14 protein-coding genes are annotated in these 16874 nt (G+C 67.5%); 9 read left to right on the top strand and 5 right to left on the bottom strand.

From position 1 onward, the window contains the following. Positions 1–89: 89 nt before the first annotated feature. The gene (locus ABZX86_RS07775; protein ID WP_355121102.1) at positions 90–1034 is read right to left on the bottom strand and encodes a WYL domain-containing protein; all 945 of its coding nucleotides are present in this window, start codon (positions 1032–1034) and stop codon (positions 90–92) included. A 94-nt stretch (positions 1035–1128) separates the two neighbouring features. Here ABZX86_RS07775 and ABZX86_RS07770 point away from each other — a divergent pair, with 94 nt between their 5' ends. Further along, complete coding sequence (locus ABZX86_RS07770) at positions 1129–1536, top strand: VOC family protein (protein ID WP_327145139.1); 408 nt, start codon at positions 1129–1131, stop codon at positions 1534–1536. A 158-nt stretch (positions 1537–1694) separates the two neighbouring features. Further along, positions 1695–3047 (top strand): DUF4192 domain-containing protein, encoded by a 1353-nt coding sequence (locus ABZX86_RS07765; RefSeq protein ID WP_355121100.1) that lies wholly within the window; start codon positions 1695–1697, stop codon positions 3045–3047. A gap of 29 nt (positions 3048–3076) precedes the next feature. Here the strand turns inward: ABZX86_RS07765 and galE are convergent, their stop codons facing one another. Next, a complete protein-coding gene (gene galE, locus ABZX86_RS07760; RefSeq protein WP_355121098.1) occupies positions 3077–4057 on the bottom strand; it encodes a UDP-glucose 4-epimerase GalE in 981 nt (326 codons plus the stop codon). Between the two features lie 3 nt (positions 4058–4060). Beyond that, positions 4061–4747 carry an iron dependent repressor, metal binding and dimerization domain protein gene (locus ABZX86_RS07755; protein WP_355121096.1) on the bottom strand — a complete coding sequence of 229 codons (687 nt, stop codon included), beginning with the start codon at positions 4745–4747 and terminating at the stop codon, positions 4061–4063. A gap of 174 nt (positions 4748–4921) precedes the next feature. Here ABZX86_RS07755 and ABZX86_RS07750 point away from each other — a divergent pair, with 174 nt between their 5' ends. The 5 genes from ABZX86_RS07750 (at position 4922) to ABZX86_RS07730 (ending at position 12627) form a co-directional block, all read left to right on the top strand. Further along, the gene (locus tag ABZX86_RS07750) at positions 4922–6160 is read left to right on the top strand and encodes an acetoin utilization protein AcuC (RefSeq protein ID WP_355121094.1); all 1239 of its coding nucleotides are present in this window, start codon (positions 4922–4924) and stop codon (positions 6158–6160) included. Positions 6161–6197: 37 nt separating this feature from the next. Further along, positions 6198–8876, top strand: a complete 2679-nt coding sequence (locus ABZX86_RS07745; RefSeq protein WP_355121323.1) for a GNAT family N-acetyltransferase — start codon at positions 6198–6200, stop codon at positions 8874–8876. Between the two features lie 73 nt (positions 8877–8949). After that, positions 8950–11712: a phosphoenolpyruvate carboxylase gene (ppc, locus tag ABZX86_RS07740; protein WP_355121092.1), complete on the top strand. Its 2763-nt coding sequence runs from the start codon at positions 8950–8952 to the stop codon at positions 11710–11712. A 115-nt stretch (positions 11713–11827) separates the two neighbouring features. Continuing rightward, complete coding sequence (locus ABZX86_RS07735; RefSeq protein ID WP_355121090.1) at positions 11828–12187, top strand: metalloregulator ArsR/SmtB family transcription factor; 360 nt, start codon at positions 11828–11830, stop codon at positions 12185–12187. Then, positions 12184–12627, top strand: a complete 444-nt coding sequence (locus tag ABZX86_RS07730; protein WP_355121088.1) for an SRPBCC domain-containing protein — start codon at positions 12184–12186, stop codon at positions 12625–12627. The genes ABZX86_RS07735 and ABZX86_RS07730 overlap by 4 nt, the downstream gene beginning before the upstream one ends. A gap of 106 nt (positions 12628–12733) precedes the next feature. On the opposite strand, the gene ABZX86_RS07725 is transcribed toward ABZX86_RS07730, so the two are convergent. After that, entirely contained in the window at positions 12734–14263 is a 1530-nt protein-coding gene (locus ABZX86_RS07725; protein WP_355121086.1) for an MDR family MFS transporter, read from the bottom strand. A 135-nt stretch (positions 14264–14398) separates the two neighbouring features. Here ABZX86_RS07725 and ABZX86_RS07720 point away from each other — a divergent pair, with 135 nt between their 5' ends. Further along, the gene (locus tag ABZX86_RS07720) at positions 14399–14971 is read left to right on the top strand and encodes a TetR family transcriptional regulator (protein WP_355121084.1); all 573 of its coding nucleotides are present in this window, start codon (positions 14399–14401) and stop codon (positions 14969–14971) included. Here the strand turns inward: ABZX86_RS07720 and ABZX86_RS07715 are convergent. After that, a complete protein-coding gene (locus tag ABZX86_RS07715; RefSeq protein ID WP_355121082.1) occupies positions 14961–15812 on the bottom strand; it encodes an NAD(P)H-binding protein in 852 nt (283 codons plus the stop codon). The two genes, ABZX86_RS07720 and ABZX86_RS07715, sit on opposite strands and share 11 nt — an antisense overlap. Before the next feature lie 94 nt (positions 15813–15906). Between ABZX86_RS07715 and ABZX86_RS07710 the strand changes: the two genes are divergently transcribed. Then, the gene (locus ABZX86_RS07710) at positions 15907–16719 is read left to right on the top strand and encodes an AraC family transcriptional regulator (RefSeq protein ID WP_355121322.1); all 813 of its coding nucleotides are present in this window, start codon (positions 15907–15909) and stop codon (positions 16717–16719) included. Positions 16720–16874: the final 155 nt, after the last annotated feature.

Genomic DNA, 16874 nt, shown 5'->3' with positions numbered 1-16874 from the left:
GGACTGTAACAGCGAGTGAGCCTGATATTTCGTGAAATGAAAAGTGCTGCAACATGATTCGGTTATGGCATGACTGTGGAACGGGCGTCTCACGGCAGCCGGTAGCGCTCCGAGAGTTCGGTGCCCAGCCGGGCCAGTTCGGCGCGTACCGACTCCGGCTCGGTCACTTCCAAAGCCGTTCCCCAACCGGCCAATTGCTGGGCGATCATGAGCGGCGTGGGCGCGGTGATGCGTACGCTCACGCGGCCGTCGGGTAGGGGACCGTCCACCACGCAGTGCCGCCCCTGCTGGTGGCGCAGCACCGAAAGCAGCGTGGTGGGTACGAGCACGGTGGCGGACAGCGTCGACCGGTGCTGCTCCACCTGCTCGACCACCTCCGACCAGGCGGCGGTGAGGTCGAAATCCGCAGGGCGATGCGCGGATTCGGCGGTCACCTCGACCTCCGTCATGCGGTCCACGCGGAAAGTCCGCTGCCCCCGGTCGGTTCCGGCTACCAGGTACCAGATGCCGTCCTTGTCGACGAGGCCCCACGGGTCGACCGTGCGCTGGGTGCGAATGCCCGCACGCCCGTAGTCGAATCGCACCCGGCGGCGGCGGACCACCGCGGCCTGCAGCTGATCGACCAGTGGTGGGGCCTGTTCGTCGCGTTCGCCCCAGCGCGCCGGATCCACGATCACCGCGCCGACGGCCGCCTCCGCCTCGAGGCGGAACGGTGGTGGCAGGGCGCGCAAGAGTTTCCGCAGTGCGGATCGGGTGGCAGGGGTGGCGGTGGCCATCGGGCCCAGGAGCAGGAACAGGGACTGCGCCTCGGTGGCGGTCAAACCGCTCAGGTCCGTACGCGCTCCGCCCACCAGTGCCCAGCCGCCGCCTCTCCCCGGCTGCGGGTACACCGGAATCCCGGCCGTGGACAGGGCTTCCAGATCGCGGCGGGCGGTGGCCACCGAGACCTCCAGTTCGGTGGCGACCTCGGCAGCGGTCACCCGGCCGCGGGTCTGCATGAACAGCAGCGTGGCTACCAATCGATCGGCTCGCATGAGAGAAATTCTCCCAATAAAAGTGCTCATTCGGTGAGCACTTTGCGGCCGATGATGGATGTATCGACCAGCGGAACCCAATGAGGAGATCGACATGCTGCGTGGAATGGCCACCGTCAACTACTTCGCCGACGACCTGGAGGCAGCCAAGGACTGGTACAGCGAATTCCTCGGCGTCGCACCGTATTTCACCGTTCCCGGCGGGTACTACGAGTTCCGCATCGGCGACTACCAGGCCGAGCTCGGTCTCATCAATCGCAAATACGCGGCCACGACGCCGGACCAGCCGGGCGGTCAGATCGTGAACTGGCATGTCGATGATGTCGCGGCCACCTTCGAACGGCTGCTGGAAATGGGGGCGAAGGAGTACGAGCCGATCACCGCGCGCGGTGAGGGCACCGGATTTGTCACCGCCGCCGTGGTGGATCCGTTCGGCAATGTACTGGGCATCATGACCAATCCGCACTACCTCGAGATCTTGGCCGCCGCGCGTCCGGAGTAACTTCCGAGCGGGACTGTAGCAGCGGGGTGAGGGGCGATCGGGTGAAATGAAACAAATATGTTTCATTTCTTCCGATCTGCCCGCACGGTAACAACGGGGTCCGACAGATATTCGCTGCCGGGCTCCGCGCCACGCCGAATTACGCACGGCGCGACCGGTTGTCCACAGGCCGGGCAAAACCGCTGGTGGATGTCGCGGTGGTGACGGCGCCGCCGCGCACGCTCGACTCCATGACCACTCCCGCCGAACCAACGCCTCCCGGCCGCACCGATCCCGAGCACGGCGATCCCGGCTTCATCGGTCCCGAGCACGCCGATCCTGAGTACACCGATTCTGACCGTATCGGTCCCGAGCACAGCCATCCCGGTCATAGCGAGCCTGGCCATGGCGATCCCGAGTTCATCGATTCCGCAGGCGGATCCGAACCGGAGCCGCATCTGCGGAATCCGGGCGACTTCATCGCGGCGGTGCCCGCCATGCTCGGATTCATGCCCGCCCGGTCACTGGTGGTGACCGTGCTTCGGGAGGCGGTGGACGAACCCGGCACGGCCACAATCGATGTGGTGGCCCGGATGGATCTGGACAGTCCCGGCCGCGCGGCCACCGGACAGCTCGTCGAACGGGTCGCGGGGGTCTGCGTGCGCGATACCACCGCCGCGGTGCTGGCCCTGATCGTCGACGATCGCGCCACCGCGCCGGTCGAACGGCATCGAGGGGTGCGGTCGCGCCGGCATCGAGATCTGGTGTGTGCGCTGGAACATCGCCTGGACGCCGCGGCGGTGCCGCTGGCCGGGGCGTGGGCCGTGCGCGCGATCGGCCCGGAGCTGCCGTGGTGGAGTCTGCTGGGTCCGGCGCGGCGCGGTCGGCAACCGGATCCGGCGACCTCGCTGGTCACCCTCCGGCATGTGCTGGCGGGTCGGCCGCTGCGCGGCTCCCGGGCGGAGCTGACCGATGTGATCGAGGTGGACGCGGCTGTCCGGGAACGATTCCGGCCGCTGCTGGACGCCGCCGCCGAGGCTGCCGCGCATCGGCTCGCCGAGGCCGTGCGGCGCGATGAACCGGAGTCCTACAGCCGCGCGGCCGTCCGGAACGTGCTGAGGTGGCTGTCCGCCATCGAGGCGGGAACGCTGCCGAATGCGCGGGAACTTGCGGAAATGGCTGTCGCACTGCGTGATTCGACGGTGCGCGATATTCTCTTCGGTCTCGTACCAGGTCCGCATGCCCGCGCCGCCGAAACCCTGTGGCTGCAATTGACGCGGGCGCTGCCCGATCCGGATCGGGCCGAGGCGGCCATGCTGCTGGGCTACGCCGCCTATGCGCGCGGGGAGGGTCCGCTCGCCGGTATCGCCCTGGAAGCCGCGCTGAATTCCGATCCCGCGCACCGCATGGCCAACCTGCTGGATATCGGATTGCAGACCGGTATGCCGCCGCAGCGGCTGCGCCGGCTCGCCGATGCCGGCCGCGAGGCCGCCGCGGATCTGGGTGTCGATCTGCGTTCCGAGCACCCGTGAGATCCGCGGCGCCGCGCGGTGATTCGGTGCTAGCGGGCGCTGTGCGCGCGATTGCCGAGCGAGCGCAGGAACTCCCACGCGTCGGCGACGATCTCGTCCAGATCGGTGTGCTCGGGTCGCCAGCCGAGTTCGGCCGTGGCCAGCGCACTGGAGGCGACGAGCACCGCCGGATCGCCTGCCCGGCGCGGCGCCTCCACCGAGGTGATCGGCAGGCCGGTCACGCGCCGGCAGGAGTCGATCACCTCGCGTACCGAGAAACCGGTACCGCTACCGAGATTGAAGATGCGGTGCTTGCCCGGCTGTGACTGCGCCAGCGCCAGCAGATGCGCCTGCGCCAGATCGCGAATGTGAATGTAGTCGCGCACCGCACTGCCGTCCGGCGTCGGATAGTCGGTGCCGAAGACCGAGATCGATTCCCGATGGCCCAGCGCCGTCTGCAGCACGAGGGGGATGAGATGGGTTTCCACCATGCGGTTCTCGCCGAGCCCGGCGTACGCGCCGGCCACATTGAAATACCGGAGGCTGGTGGCCGCCAGCCCGTGCGCCGCGGCGTACGAGGTGATGGCGTAGTCGATCGAGAGCTTCGACGCACCATAGGGATTGGTCGGGCGCTTGGGCGCGTCCTCGACGATCGGCACCTGCTCCGGTTCGCCGTACACCGCCGCGGTGGAGGAGAACACCAGGCGCGGGGTGCCCGCCTCGCGCATCGCCTCCAGCAGCGCCAGGGTCTTCACCACATTGCCGTGCCAATACTTCTCCGGCTGCACCACCGACTCGCCGACCAGCGATTGGGCCGCGAAATGCAGCACGCCGTCGAAGGATTCGGACCCGATCAGCTCGACGCCCACCGTGGCGATATCGCCCTCGATGAACTTCGCACCCCCGGGAACCCCGTCGGCATTACCGGTCGAAACATCATCGACGACAACCACCTCATGGCCGTCTTCGAGCAGAACCTGCGCGCAGACGCCACCGACGTAGCCTGCGCCTCCGGTTACGAGAAGTTTCACGGATCAGACCAACTTCACCTGGACGGCATGCGCCATCTCATCGGACAGTTCATAGCCTTCGTGGCCCGGCACCAGAATGACCACCGAACCCGGCCGGGTCTCCACATTGACGCGGGCGTCGGGCACCACGCCGGCTTCGCGCAGCTGGCCGATGACCTCGGGATCGGTCTGGATGTGCTCGGACAGACGGCGCACGACCACTGCGGCGGCCTGGCCCGAGGGCAGGTCCGAGAGGCGGATCAGCTTCTCCTCGGCGCCCGAGCGGGGCGGTACGCCCAGTTCGTCCAGTCCGGGAATGGGATTGCCGTAGGGCGAGGTGGTGGGGTTGTTGAGCACCTCGACCAGGCGGCGCTCGACCTCCTCGCTCATGACGTGCTCCCAGCGGCAGGCCTCGGCGTGCACGTTCTCCCAGTCCAGGCCGATGATGTCGACCAGCAGCCGCTCGGCCAGCCGGTGCTTGCGCATGACGGAAACCGCCATGCCGCGGCCCTTATCGGTCAATTCGAGGTGGCGGTCACCGGCAACGGTCAGCAAACCGTCGCGCTCCATCCGCGCGACCGTCTGGCTCACCGTCGGACCGCTCTGCTCGAGGCGCTCGGCAATGCGAGCGCGCAGGGGCGTGACACCCTCCTCCTCGAGGTCGTAGATGGTACGGAGGTACATCTCCGTGGTGTCGACCAGATCCTTCACCTGTTAACCCCTTCGTCGGCACGAATTCTACCCATGCGCGGCGGCTACACCGGGCTGCAGCTTATTTCGCGAACTCCGAGTCAACACCGAGGACGGCCTGCGTGTTCCCCATGGGTTTCCGGCGTCACAGTGTCCATAGCCTCCGAGTGCAGCGGACGCACTAGCGTGGCAAGTATGCCTGGCCGCGCGCGTGAAGACGGAACCGTCATATGGACCGATCGGTTCCTCGATTACACGTGGACACCGGAGCACCCGATGCGGCCGGTCCGGCTGCAGTTCACCATGGCTTTGGCCCGCAGTCTGGGACTGTTGGAGGGGGTGGAGACCCTGACCCCCGTCGCGGCCGGGGATGCGGAACTGCTGCGGGTGCACACCCATGACTACATAGAGGCCGTCAAGCACGCTCAGCAACCGGCGGGCGTTATGCCCGCCGCACCGCCGTACGGGCTCGGCTCGGCCGACAATCCGGTCTTTCCGCATATGCACGAGGCGGCGTCGGTGATTGTCGGCGGCACGCTCGCGGCGGCACAGGAGATCGCGGCCGGCCGCACCCGCCGGGCGGTCAGCATCGGCGGCGGCATGCATCACGCCATGCCGGATTCGGCGGCCGGATTCTGCGTGTACAACGATGTGGCGGTAGCGATTTCGTGGCTGCTGGACAATGGCTTCGATCGCATCGCGTACCTCGATGTGGATGTGCACCACGGTGACGGCGTGCAGCGTGTGTTCTACGGCGATCCACGGGTATTGACGCTGTCGATCCATCAGCATCCGGCGACGCTGTGGCCCAATACCGGATGGCCGGAGGAGACCGGCGCGGGCGCGGCCGAGGGCACCGCCATCAATCTGCCGATCATGCCCGGCACCCGGGACCCGCTGTGGCTGCGCGGTTTCCATGCGGTCGCCCCGGGCGCGCTGGCGGCCTTCCGGCCGCAGATCGTGATCAGCCAGTGCGGTGTCGACACCCATCGGGAGGACCCGCTCGCCGATCTGGAATTGAGCGTCGACGGGCAGCGCGCGGCCTTCATCGCCATGCGTGATCTGGCCGATCGTTATGCCGAGGGCCGCTGGCTCGCGGTCGGCGGCGGGGGATACGGGCTGATCCGGGTGGTGCCGCGGGCCTGGACCCATCTGCTGGCCACCGCGCTGGACCGGACGATCGATCCCGATACCGTGATTCCGCGGGAATGGCAGGAACTGGTCGAGGCGTACGCGCCCACCGTCGCGCCGCCCGGCACCATGGGCGACGGCGCCGATACCGGTTTCGAACGCTGGGACGGCCCCGGCGGTGGCCGCGAGACCGGCGATGAGCGGACCGACCGCGCGCGGCGCGCCCTGGACACATCCGTATTGGCAACACGCCGCGCGACTTTCGGGCTGCTCGGCCTGGATCCGGAGGATCCCCGTGACTGAATCTGCCGATCCGGCGGTCCCCTCGACCCCGCCGCTATTGCCCGCGGACACACCCGGCACACCGGCGAATCCGCCGCCGCCCCCGCAACATTGGTTCGCCGCCGTGCTGGCCTCCGACGGCGGCGTGGTGCGGCTGCGCCCGATCACGCCCGAGGACGCGGCCGGTCTGGAGCGCTTTCACACGGGGCTCTCCGACCGCACCCGGTATCTGCGCTACTTCGGGCCGTACCCGCGGATGACGCCGAAAGACCTGTACCGCACCACCCATGTCGACTACCGCGACCGGGTGGGCCTGGTCATCGAGCTAGGCGACGACATCATCGCCGTCGGCCGCTACGAGTATCTGCCCGATCGGCCGGGGCCGCGTTCGGCCGAGGTGGCGTTCGTGGTCGCTGATCACCATCAGGGCCGGGGTCTGGGTTCCATCCTGCTCGAGCATCTCAACGGGGCTGCCGCGGAGAACGATATCGAGACCTTCGTCGCCGAGGTGCTGGCCGAGAACAACGCCATGGTGCAGGTGTTCCGCGATGCCGGATATCAGGTGCAGCGCAGTCGCGACGGTTCGGTGCTGCACCTCGAATTCGCCATCGACCCCACCGAAGCGCTGCAGTCGGTGCGGGATTCGCGCGAACACGCCTCGGAGGCGCGCAGTGTCGGCAATCTGCTGACGCCGCGCTCGGTCGCGGTCATCGGCGCGACGCCGTCCGGCACCCGGGTCGGCGGCGCGGTGCTGGCCAATCTGCTGTCCGGCGGCTTCCAGGGTCCGGTGTTCCCGGTGAATCGCACGCGCACCGCGGTGCGCGGGGTACGCGCCTATCCGACCGTGCGCGATATTCCGGACGAGGTCGATCTGGCCGTCATCGCGGTGCCCGCGGCCGAAATCGGGTCGGTGCTCGACGACTGTATGGCCAAGGGCGTCAAGGGATTGGTGGTGCTCACCGCCGGTTTCTCCGAGACCGGTCCGCACGGCTTCGACGCCGAACGCGAACTCGTCGATGCCGTGCGCGCGCACGGCATGCGGGTGGTGGGGCCCAGTGCGCTGGGGATCGCCAATACCGATCCGGCGGTCGCGCTGAACGCCACTCTCGCGCCGGTGCTGCCCGGGCGCGGGCGCATCGGATTCTTCTGTCAGTCCGGACCTTTGGGTGCGGCGATCCTCGGTGAGGCGGCGGCGCGGCAGCTCGGGCTGTCCACCTTCGTCTCGGCCGGTAATCGCGCCGATGTCTCCGGCAATGATCTGCTGCAGTACTGGGACAGCGATCCCGGCACCGATGTGGTGCTGCTGTACCTGGAGACCTTCGGCAATCCGCGCAAGTTCTCCCGCATCGCCCGCCGGGTGGCGCGCACCAAACCCATTGTGGCCGTGAGCAGTGGCCGCAATGTGGTGCGGGTGGAGGGGGAGCAGGATCTGGATCGCTCGCTGGTGCGCAATCTGTTCGCGCAGGCCGGGATCATCCAGGTCGACTCCATTACCGAACTCTTCGACTGCGCCATGCTGCTGGCCTATCAGCCGCTGCCGGCGGGACCGCGACTGGCGGTGATCGGCAATAGCGCGGCTCTGAACTGGCTCGCGGTGGATGCCGGACGCAGTGAGGGGCTCACCGTGCAGGAGCCCATTCACCTGGGGCCGCAGGCCGGTCCGGCCGACTTCCTGACGGCGGTGGCGGCGGCGGTCACCGATCGTGCGGTGGATTCGGTCATCGTCGTCTACTCACCGCCGGTGCCGGTCGCCGTGGCGGCCTTCGCCGAGGCCATCCGTTCGGGCGCGCAATCCGATCCGGCGACACCGGTTCTCACCACCTTCGTCGCCGATCAGGGCATGTCCAATCTGCTCGCGACCCGTGGGCCCGGCGGCATGCTGGAGCGCGGATCCATTCCGTCCTACGGTGATCCGGAGCGTGCGGCGCGGGCGCTTGCCCGGGTGCGCCGCTACGCCGATTGGCGTACGCGGCCGGTATCGCAGGTCGCCCGCCCCGGCGGCGTGGACACCGTCCGGGCTCGTGAACTGGTCGCCGCATGGATGTCCTCCGAGACCGATCACTGGCTCGCGGATCTGGAGGCCGCGGAGCTGCTGGGCTGCTACGGAATTCGCATTGTCGAATTCCGGGAGGTGCTCGATGCCGAGACCGCGGTGCTCGCCGCCGAACAGTTCGGATATCCGGTGGCGGCCAAGGCGACCGGCGAGATCTGGCGCAATCGGCCCGACCTGACCGGGGTGCGGCTGGATCTGTGGCGTCCGGACGAGGTGCGGCGGGCCTTCACCGAACTGGCCGAGATCTCCGGCAATCCGGTGCACATTCAGCGCATGGCCACCAAGGGCGTGGGCTGTGGCTTCCGGGTGCAGGACGATCCGTCGTTCGGCTCGGTGATCAGTTTCGGCCTGTCCGGCACCATTATCGATCTGCTCGGTGACCGGGTGTACCGGGCGCTGCCGCTGACCGAGGACGAATCGGCGGAGTTGATCGACGCACCGCGCGCTGCCCCGCTGCTCTCGGGGACCGTGCGCGGCCGCGATATCGGCAAGCCGGTGGACAAGGATGCGCTCGCCGAACTGGCACAGCGCATCTCGGCGCTCTGCGATGACCTGCCCGAGGTGCGGGAACTGCAGTGCGAGCCCATTATGGCCTCACCGGAGGGCGCCGCGGTGCTCTACGGGCGGGTGCGCATCGGGCCGGAACCCAACAGGTTCGAAAGCGGTCCGCGCCGGATGGGTTGAGAACAGCACGGACTGAGAACAGCACGAATGGGTTGAGAACCAACAAAATTCGCTGTGTGGAGAGGTGAACGTAGTGCGAGAAGATCAGATCGAGACGGCCACCGCGCCGCTACGCGACGATATCCGGTTCCTGGGCGGGATTCTCGGGGACACCATCCGCGACCACGAGGGCCCGGAGGTCTTCGACCTCATCGAGCGGGTCCGTGTGGAAGCCTTCAAGGTGCGAAGGTCGGAGGTGGAGCGCAGTGCCGTCGCCGACATGCTGCGCGGGGTCGATATCCATACCGCCATTCCGGTGATCCGCGCCTTCAGTCACTTTCTGCTGCTGGCCAATCTGGCCGAGGACCTGCAGCGTGACCGTCGCCGCGCCGTGCATATCGCGGCGGGGGAGTTGCCCCAGGATTCCAGCCTGGCCGCCACCTACCGCAAGCTCGACGCCGCACCGCCTGCTGCCGATACGGTCGTCGATCTGCTGACCGACGCCCTCGTCTCACCGGTCATCACCGCGCATCCGACCGAGACCCGGCGGCGCACCATCTTCGATGTGCAGTCGCGCATCACCGAACTCATGCGCCGGCGGCAGCGCTACAGCGAGCACGAACCCGAGTTCGCCGTCATCGACACCGATATCCGGCGGCAGGTGCTGCAGCTCTGGCGGGCGGCGCTGATTCGATTGGCGCGCTTGCGGATTCAGGACGAGATCGAGGTCGGCCTGCGGTACTACGACCTCACGCTGTTCGAGGTCATTCCGAAGATCAATGACGAGGTGCGGGCGGCACTGCGGGCCCGCTGGCCGGAGCATGCATTGCTGTCGCGGCCGATCCTGCGGCCAGGCTCCTGGATCGGCGGTGATCGGGACGGCAATCCGTTCGTGACCGCCGAGGTGGTGCACCGGGCCACCCACCGGGCGGGCGCCCTCGTCTTCGAGCGGTATCTGAAATCCATTGTGGAGCTGGAGAAGTCGATGTCACAGTCGGCGCGGCTGGTACCGGTGACACCGGAGCTCGCGGCGCTGGCCGGCGCCGGATTCGATGACTCCCCGCAGCGCGCCGATGAACCGTATCGCCGCGCACTGCGCGCCATCCGGGCTCGGCTCAGTGCCGCGGCGCGCCGCTCGCTCGGCGAAATCCCTTCGGACGGTATAGATGTCGTCGCCGAGCCGTACGCCGGGCCCGAGGAGCTGCTCGCGGATCTGAATGTGGTCGACGCGGCCATGCGCGCCTCCGGTGACGGTCTGCTCGCCGATGATCAGCTGGCCGCGCTGCGCGGCGCGGTGGAGACCTTCGGCTTTCATCTGCAGAGTCTGGATCTGCGGCAGAACTCGGAAATGCATGAGCAGGTGGTGGCCGAGCTGTTCGCCTGGGCCGGAGTGCATTCGGACTACGCCTCGCTCGACGAGGAGCAGCGGGTGGAACTGCTCGCGGCCGAATTGACCACGCGCCGCCCGCTTGTCGGACCCATGGCGCAGCTCAGTGAGCTGGCGGCCAAGGAACTCGCGGTGGTGCGCGCCGCCAAGAGCGCCATCGACGATCTGGGCCCGGATACCGTGCCCAACTACATCATCAGCATGTGCACCTCGGTCAGCGACATGCTGGAGGCGGCGCTGCTGCTCAAGGAAGCGGGCATTCTCGATCCCGGCGATGCGAACACTCCGCCGTCCAGCACGGTCGGTGTGGTGCCGCTGTTCGAGACCATCGACGATCTGCGCGGTGGCGCCGAAATCCTTTCCGCGGCACTGGAGGTGCCAGCCTATCAGCGACTGGTCGCGGCGCGCGGTATGCAGCAGGAGGTGATGCTGGGTTACTCCGACTCGAACAAGGACGGCGGGTACCTGGCCGCCAACTGGGCGCTGTACCGGGCCGAGCTGGATCTGGTGGACACCGCCCGGAAGACCGGAATTCGCCTGCGGCTCTTCCACGGTCGTGGTGGCACCGTCGGCCGCGGCGGCGGCCGCAGTTATGACGCCATCCTCGCCCAGCCCGCCGGGGCCGTGCGCGGCTCGCTGCGCCTGACCGAACAGGGCGAGATCATCTCGACCAAATACGCCGATCCGGGTACCGCGTACCGCAATCTCGAGGCTCTGGTCGCGGGCACCCTGGAATCCACCCTGCTCGATGTGGAGGGCTTGGGCAGTGAGGCCGAAGCCTCCTACGAGGTTCTCGACGAGCTGGCCGAGCTGGCTCGCCAGGCGTACGCGCGACTGGTGCACGAAACCCCCGGATTCGTCGAATACTTCCGTGCCTCAACGCCTATCGCGGAGGTCGCCGACCTCAATCTGGGTAGCCGGCCCGCCTCCCGCAAGCCCACCAACTCCGTCTACGACCTGCGCGCCATCCCCTGGGTGATGGCGTGGAGCCAGTCCCGGGTCATGCTGCCCGGCTGGTACGGCACCGGCACCGCCTTCGAGCAGTGGATCGGCGATGATCCGGACCGCCTGGCCGCACTGTCGGATCTCTACCGGCGCTGGCCGTTCTTCCGCACCATCATGTCCAATCTGGCCCAGGTCATGGCCAAGGCGGATATGGACATAGCCGCGACCTACGCAGATCTGGTTCCCGACAAAGCGCTGCGGGACACCATCTTCGGCATGATCTGCGATGAGTTCACCCGCACCGTGCGCATGCACGCCGCCATCACCGGCACCGACGAACTACTCGCGGACAACCCGGCCCTCGCCGAATCCATCCACAACCGCTTCCCCTACCTCGAACCCCTCAACCAACTACAGGTGGACCTGCTGCGCCGCCGCCGTGCCGGAGACGACTCCGAACTGGTGGAACGCGGCATCCTGCTCACCATGAACGGCCTGTCCACAGCCCTGCGCAACTCCGGCTAGACCAGCGATTCGATAGGCCGTGGGGTTCGGGTGACTCCGCGGCCTATTTTCGCCGCGAAAGGGTAGGAAAAAACCTACGGTTGACAGGTAGGGAAAAGCCTACCTATATTGGGTCATGCCCTACCGCACGAAATCCGGCAGTGCCGACCTGGTGTTCGGAGCGCTCGCCAATCCGACCCGGCGCGACATTCTCGAGCTGCTGCTCGACGGCGAGCAATCGGTGCAGGCCATTGCCGAGCGCTTCGATATGGCCCGGCCCAGCGTGTCCGAACACCTGAAGGTGCTGCGGGACGCGGGGCTGCTCGAGGAGGACAAGCGCGGGCGGCAGCGGTTCTATCGCGTCGAACCGCACCCGCTGCACGAATTGCAGTCCTGGCTCGATCCGTTCGAGCGCTTCTGGCGTCAGCGCCTGCATGCCCTGGGTGCGGTGCTCGACGCCATGCCCGACCATCCCGATGAGAAGGAAACCCGATGAGCGACAACCTGACCGCGATCGAACTCGATCATTTCTATCCGCATCCGCCCGAGAAGGTATGGCGCGCCCTCACCACGCCGGAGCTCATGGGGCAGTGGATGATGGCGCCCATCGGCTTCGAACCGGTGGCGGGCAATCATTTCGAGATGAAGACCCAGCCCATGCCGGGACAGAACTTCTCCGGTGAGATTCGCGGCCGGGTGCTGGAAGTCATTGCCCCGGAACTGCTTCGCATCACCTGGAGTGATGCCCAGATGGAGGCGGATTCCGGCTGGATCATGAGCTGGGTATTGCGTCCCGAGGGGCATGGCACCCGAATCATCTTCAGTCACACCGGATTCGATCCCGACGATGCGGTGTCGCAGCGCACGCGCTCGATCATGAGCCCCGGCTGGGCGAGCATGCACGACAGTCTGGAGAAGGTGGTAGCCGCCGCGTAGTCGTACAGCGACGGGAAACGGCCCGCACCCGAATGGGGTGCGGGCCGAACGCCGGTACCGCGATGGTCTGCGGGATGAGATCGCGCGGTGGGGAAGGGGCCCGAAGCTATCGCGCCGGTGCCTTCTCCGGCTCCTTCGCAGGCGCTGCGGCGGGCGGACCCGCTTGGCGCAGCGGAACTTCGACGAGGAAGAGCGCCGCGACCAGGCCGATTCCGCAGAGCACGGCGGACCAGGTGAAGATGCTGTGCATGCCGGAGGCCACACCGTGCAGGTACGCATCACGCAGCGAGGCGGGTAGCGAACCCAGCTTCGCCGGATCGAGTTGTCCGCCGTGGCCACCGTGTCCGGTCATCGAATTGGTGATCTGCCGGTTGAACAGTGCGCCGAACAGTGCCACACCGAACGATCCGCCCAGGGTGCGGAAGAGGGTCGCGGTGCCCGAGGCGGCGCCGATGTTCTTCATCTCCACACTGTTCTGTGCGATGAGCACCGTCATCTGCATGAGGAAGCCCAGGCCCGCGCCCAGCATCGCCATATAGATGCCCGAGGTGAGCCGGCTGGTGCCGGTGTCCATGGTGGCCAGCAGAATGCTGCCGCCGGTGAGCAGTACGCCGCCGAGGATCGGGAAGATCTTGTAGCGGCCGGTCCTACTCATCACCCGGCCCGCGATCTGCGAGACCACGATGATCGGCACCATCATGGGCAGCAGCAATAGTCCGGAGTTCGAGGCCGAGGCGCTCTGCACGGTCTGCTGGAACAGCGGCAGGAAGCTGACCGCGCCGAACATGGCCACACCGACCACCACCGACAGCACCGAGGTGAGCACGAAGTTGCGGTTGGTGAACAGGCTCAGCGGGATGATCGGTTCGGGTGCGCGGGTCTGCGACCAAATGAACGCGGGCAGGCCGAGCACCGCGACGGCGATTGTCGTGAGCACTTGCGGTGAGTCCCAAGCGTATTCGGTGCCGCCCCAGGTGGTGACGAGCACGATCGCGGAAATGGTGACGGTCAGCAGCGCCGCCCCGAGGTAATCGATCTTGGCATTCGGGCGCCGGGCGGTCAGGTGCAGCGTGGTGTAGCACCACACCAGTGCGATCAAGCCGAGGGGCAGGTTGAGGTAGAACGCCCACCGCCAGCCGGCGTGATCGGTGACGAAGCCGCCGACCAGGGGGCCGCCGATGGTGGCCAGGGCCATGACCGAGGCGGTCATGCCCATGTATTTGGCGCGTTCCCGCGGCGGGATGAGTTCGCCGATGATGGCGAACGCACCGGCGGCCAGGCCGCCCGCGCCGATGCCCTGTAGTACGCGGAAGCCGATGAGCTGATCCATGTTCTGCGCTGCGCCGGCCAGGCCGGAACCGATCAGGAAGATGACGATCGAGGCCAGGAAGTTGTTCTTGCGGCCGAACAGATCGCCGAGCTTGGCCCAGATGGGTGTGGAGGCGGCGGTGGCCAGGGTGTAGGCGGATACCACCCACGACAGGTGTTCGAGGCCGCCGAGTTCACCGACGATCGTCGGCATGGCGGTGCCGATGATCATGTTGTCGAGCATGCCCAGCAGCATCGCCAGCATGACGCCCAGCAGAATCCAGCGCACATTGCGCGGTGCGGTCTGCGGTGCGGAAAGCGTGGTCATAGCGGTCCCTCCCTTCGTTGAGGTCTGGTTCGGGTGCCGATCGGAGCCCGTGTGATTCCAGAAAACCATAACGAGTTAAGAAATTCAACCGCTTAGAAAATTGTATGACTAAGGAAATCTCGGTAGGGTGTGCTCATGACCGGACTTCGCGAGCGCAAGAAGGCACAGACCCGCACGGCCCTGGCCGATGCCGCGCTGCGCTTGTTCCTCGAACGCGGCTACGACGCGGTCAGTGTGAAGGAGATCGCCGAGGCCGCCGAGGTCTCGGTGCCCACGCTCTTCGCGCATTTCCCGGACGGGAAGGAATCGCTCGTCTTCGATCTCGACGCGGATCGCGAACAGAGCCTGGTGGCGGCCGTCCGCGATCGCGCGCCGGGAAAGAACGTGCTCGAGGGTCTGCGGGATGCCTTCCTGGCCACCCCGCGGCCCGCCGAGTCGGCGGAGATGCAGGGGTTCATGCAGCTGGTGGAGAGCACGCCCGCGCTCGCCAGTTACTTCCGGCGGATGTGGCAGCGGCACGAGGGCGCACTGGCTCAGGCCATCGCCGCCGATCTGGGCCGCGACCCCGGTGATATCGAGGTGATCGCACTGGCGCACTTCGTATTCGGGGCGCTGGAGGTGGCGCGGCGCGGCGCCGACCCCGCGGCCGACCTCACCCGCATCTTCGAACTACTCGAAACCGGTTGGGGCGCACTCGTTACGAAGTGAAGGCGGCGGCATTGTCGCGCACCCAGTCGGCATAGCTGCGCGGTGCGCGGCCGAGCACCTCCCGAACATCCTGGGTGACAATGGCATTGCCGCCCGCGCGCACATACGCCTGACCCTGCAGCGCGCCGTCGGCGAACTCGGGGGACCGGCCCGAGGCCACCATGAGATCGCGCGCCGCCTCGAGCGGTATGTCGTCGACCTCGATCGGACGGCCCAGAGCCGATGCCAGCGCGGCCACCTGGTCGTGGGTGCTCAATGTCTCGGGACCGGTGAGGGTGTAGATACGGCCGGAATGCGCGTCCGACAGCAGCGCCTCGACCGCGACCGAGGCGACATCACGGGGATCGACGACACCCTGCGTGCCGTCCCCGGACATATTCGGGACCGGCTGACCCGCCTGGATCGGGGCGATCCAGCTCAGGGTGTTCGTGGCAAAACTGCTGGGGCGCAGGATGGTCCACGCCACCCCGCTGTTCTGCACCGCCTGCTCGCCGGGAACGTGCCAGGTGCCGACCATGCCGATATCGGCGGAGCCGGTGCCGATGGCCGACAGCTTCACCAGCCGCCGCACACCGGCATCGCGGGCGGCCGCGGCCAGGGCCTGATCCAGTTCGACATAGTCCGGACCCAGCAGACCGACCAGGAACGCCGCCTCCGCTCCGGCGAAGGCCGCCGCCATCGACGCGGTATCGGCGTAGTCGCCCTGCACCACCTCGGCCTCGGCGGGCAGCTGCGCCCGCTGCGGATCACGGGTCACCGCACGGACTTTCACGCCCCGGGCGACCAATTGCCGGACAACTTCACTGCCGACGGTGCCCGTGGCACCGGTGATTACGATCATGCCGACAACGATGCCGCGCCCGCCCGGCCGGCTCTAGGAAAAACCGGCACACTCCGGGGCGCGCGCCCCGCCTACAGTGGATGCGGTGACCGTCATGCAGACTCCGGCAGCCGTCCAGACCGCAGACGGCTTCGAGGAGTCGGTCCCCGCCCCGGAGTCGCTGCGCCCGTGGATTGCGGAGGTCGGCCGCATTCCGGTGCTCACGCACCTGCCCACGCACTTCACTCACGTTCCGCAGGCCGTCACCACGCTGGTGCTGCGCACCGAGCCGTCCGGCCGCCGCGACGCCCTGGTGGTCGGCCCCCGCACCCGCGCCACCTACGCCGGTGCGAAAGAGCCCGCCGGTTGCCTGCGCCTGCGGTTGGCCCCGGGTGCTGTCCGCCCCCTGTTCGGTGTCGCCGCAACCGATCTCACCAACCGCGTCCTGAGGTTGGCCGATATGCCCGGCCCGGCGGCCGAGCTCGCGCGCGAGATCATCGAGATGGACCTCGGCGATGTCGTGCCGTTCCTGGAATCGACTCTCCCGCAGGTCCTTTCCGAAAGCCCGACCCGCCGTGAGCACCGCCGCCTGCTCGATTCGGCCGTCGCGGCCATCGACGGCGACGCCGCGCCGCTGCGGGAGGTCGCGACCCGGCTCGCGGTCAGCGAGCGGCAACTCCGCAATCTCTTCACCGCCGGCGTCGGCGTCTCACCCAAGCACTATGCCCGCATCACCCGGGTCCGCCAGGTGATCGATGCCGCCGGCAACACACCCTGGTCCGATATAGCCGTCGCCACCGGCTATTACGACCAGTCGCACCTGACCGCCGACTTCCGGTCGCTCATGGGTGTGACGCCGGATCGGTTCTTCAAGGGCAAGCTGCCCGCACCCACCGCGTGCCAATCGGTGACCACCCTGGCTGGGTAGCGAAACGAAAAGAGTAATGTTTGCGACGCTGATGTCGCGGTAATCACTACCACGACATATGGCCGCATCCGTCTGTCCGACAGGGAGGCAATCACGCCCGAACGAGACCGGATCTGGTTTTCGAGAAGCATCCAGACCTCAACGACGAGGAGATT

It is taken from the genome of Nocardia sp. NPDC006630, assembly GCF_040611495.1.
GTDB lineage: Bacteria > Actinomycetota > Actinomycetes > Mycobacteriales > Mycobacteriaceae > Nocardia.
Note: the sequence above shows the minus strand (reverse complement) of the source record. Positions and strands in the feature narration are given on the sequence as shown.

Coding starts and splice junctions, on each gene's coding strand:
- ABZX86_RS07775 (WP_355121102.1), bottom strand. CDS start 1,034: ATGCGAGCCGATCGATTGGTAGCCACGCTGCTGTTCATGCAGACCCGC.
- ABZX86_RS07770 (WP_327145139.1), top strand. CDS start 1,129: ATGCTGCGTGGAATGGCCACCGTCAACTACTTCGCCGACGACCTGGAG.
- ABZX86_RS07750 (WP_355121094.1), top strand. CDS start 4,922: ATGCCTGGCCGCGCGCGTGAAGACGGAACCGTCATATGGACCGATCGG.
- ABZX86_RS07735 (WP_355121090.1), top strand. CDS start 11,828: ATGCCCTACCGCACGAAATCCGGCAGTGCCGACCTGGTGTTCGGAGCG.
- ABZX86_RS07730 (WP_355121088.1), top strand. CDS start 12,184: ATGAGCGACAACCTGACCGCGATCGAACTCGATCATTTCTATCCGCAT.
- ABZX86_RS07725 (WP_355121086.1), bottom strand. CDS start 14,263: ATGACCACGCTTTCCGCACCGCAGACCGCACCGCGCAATGTGCGCTGG.
- ABZX86_RS07720 (WP_355121084.1), top strand. CDS start 14,399: ATGACCGGACTTCGCGAGCGCAAGAAGGCACAGACCCGCACGGCCCTG.
- ABZX86_RS07715 (WP_355121082.1), bottom strand. CDS start 15,812: ATGATCGTAATCACCGGTGCCACGGGCACCGTCGGCAGTGAAGTTGTC.
- ABZX86_RS07710 (WP_355121322.1), top strand. CDS start 15,907: ATGCAGACTCCGGCAGCCGTCCAGACCGCAGACGGCTTCGAGGAGTCG.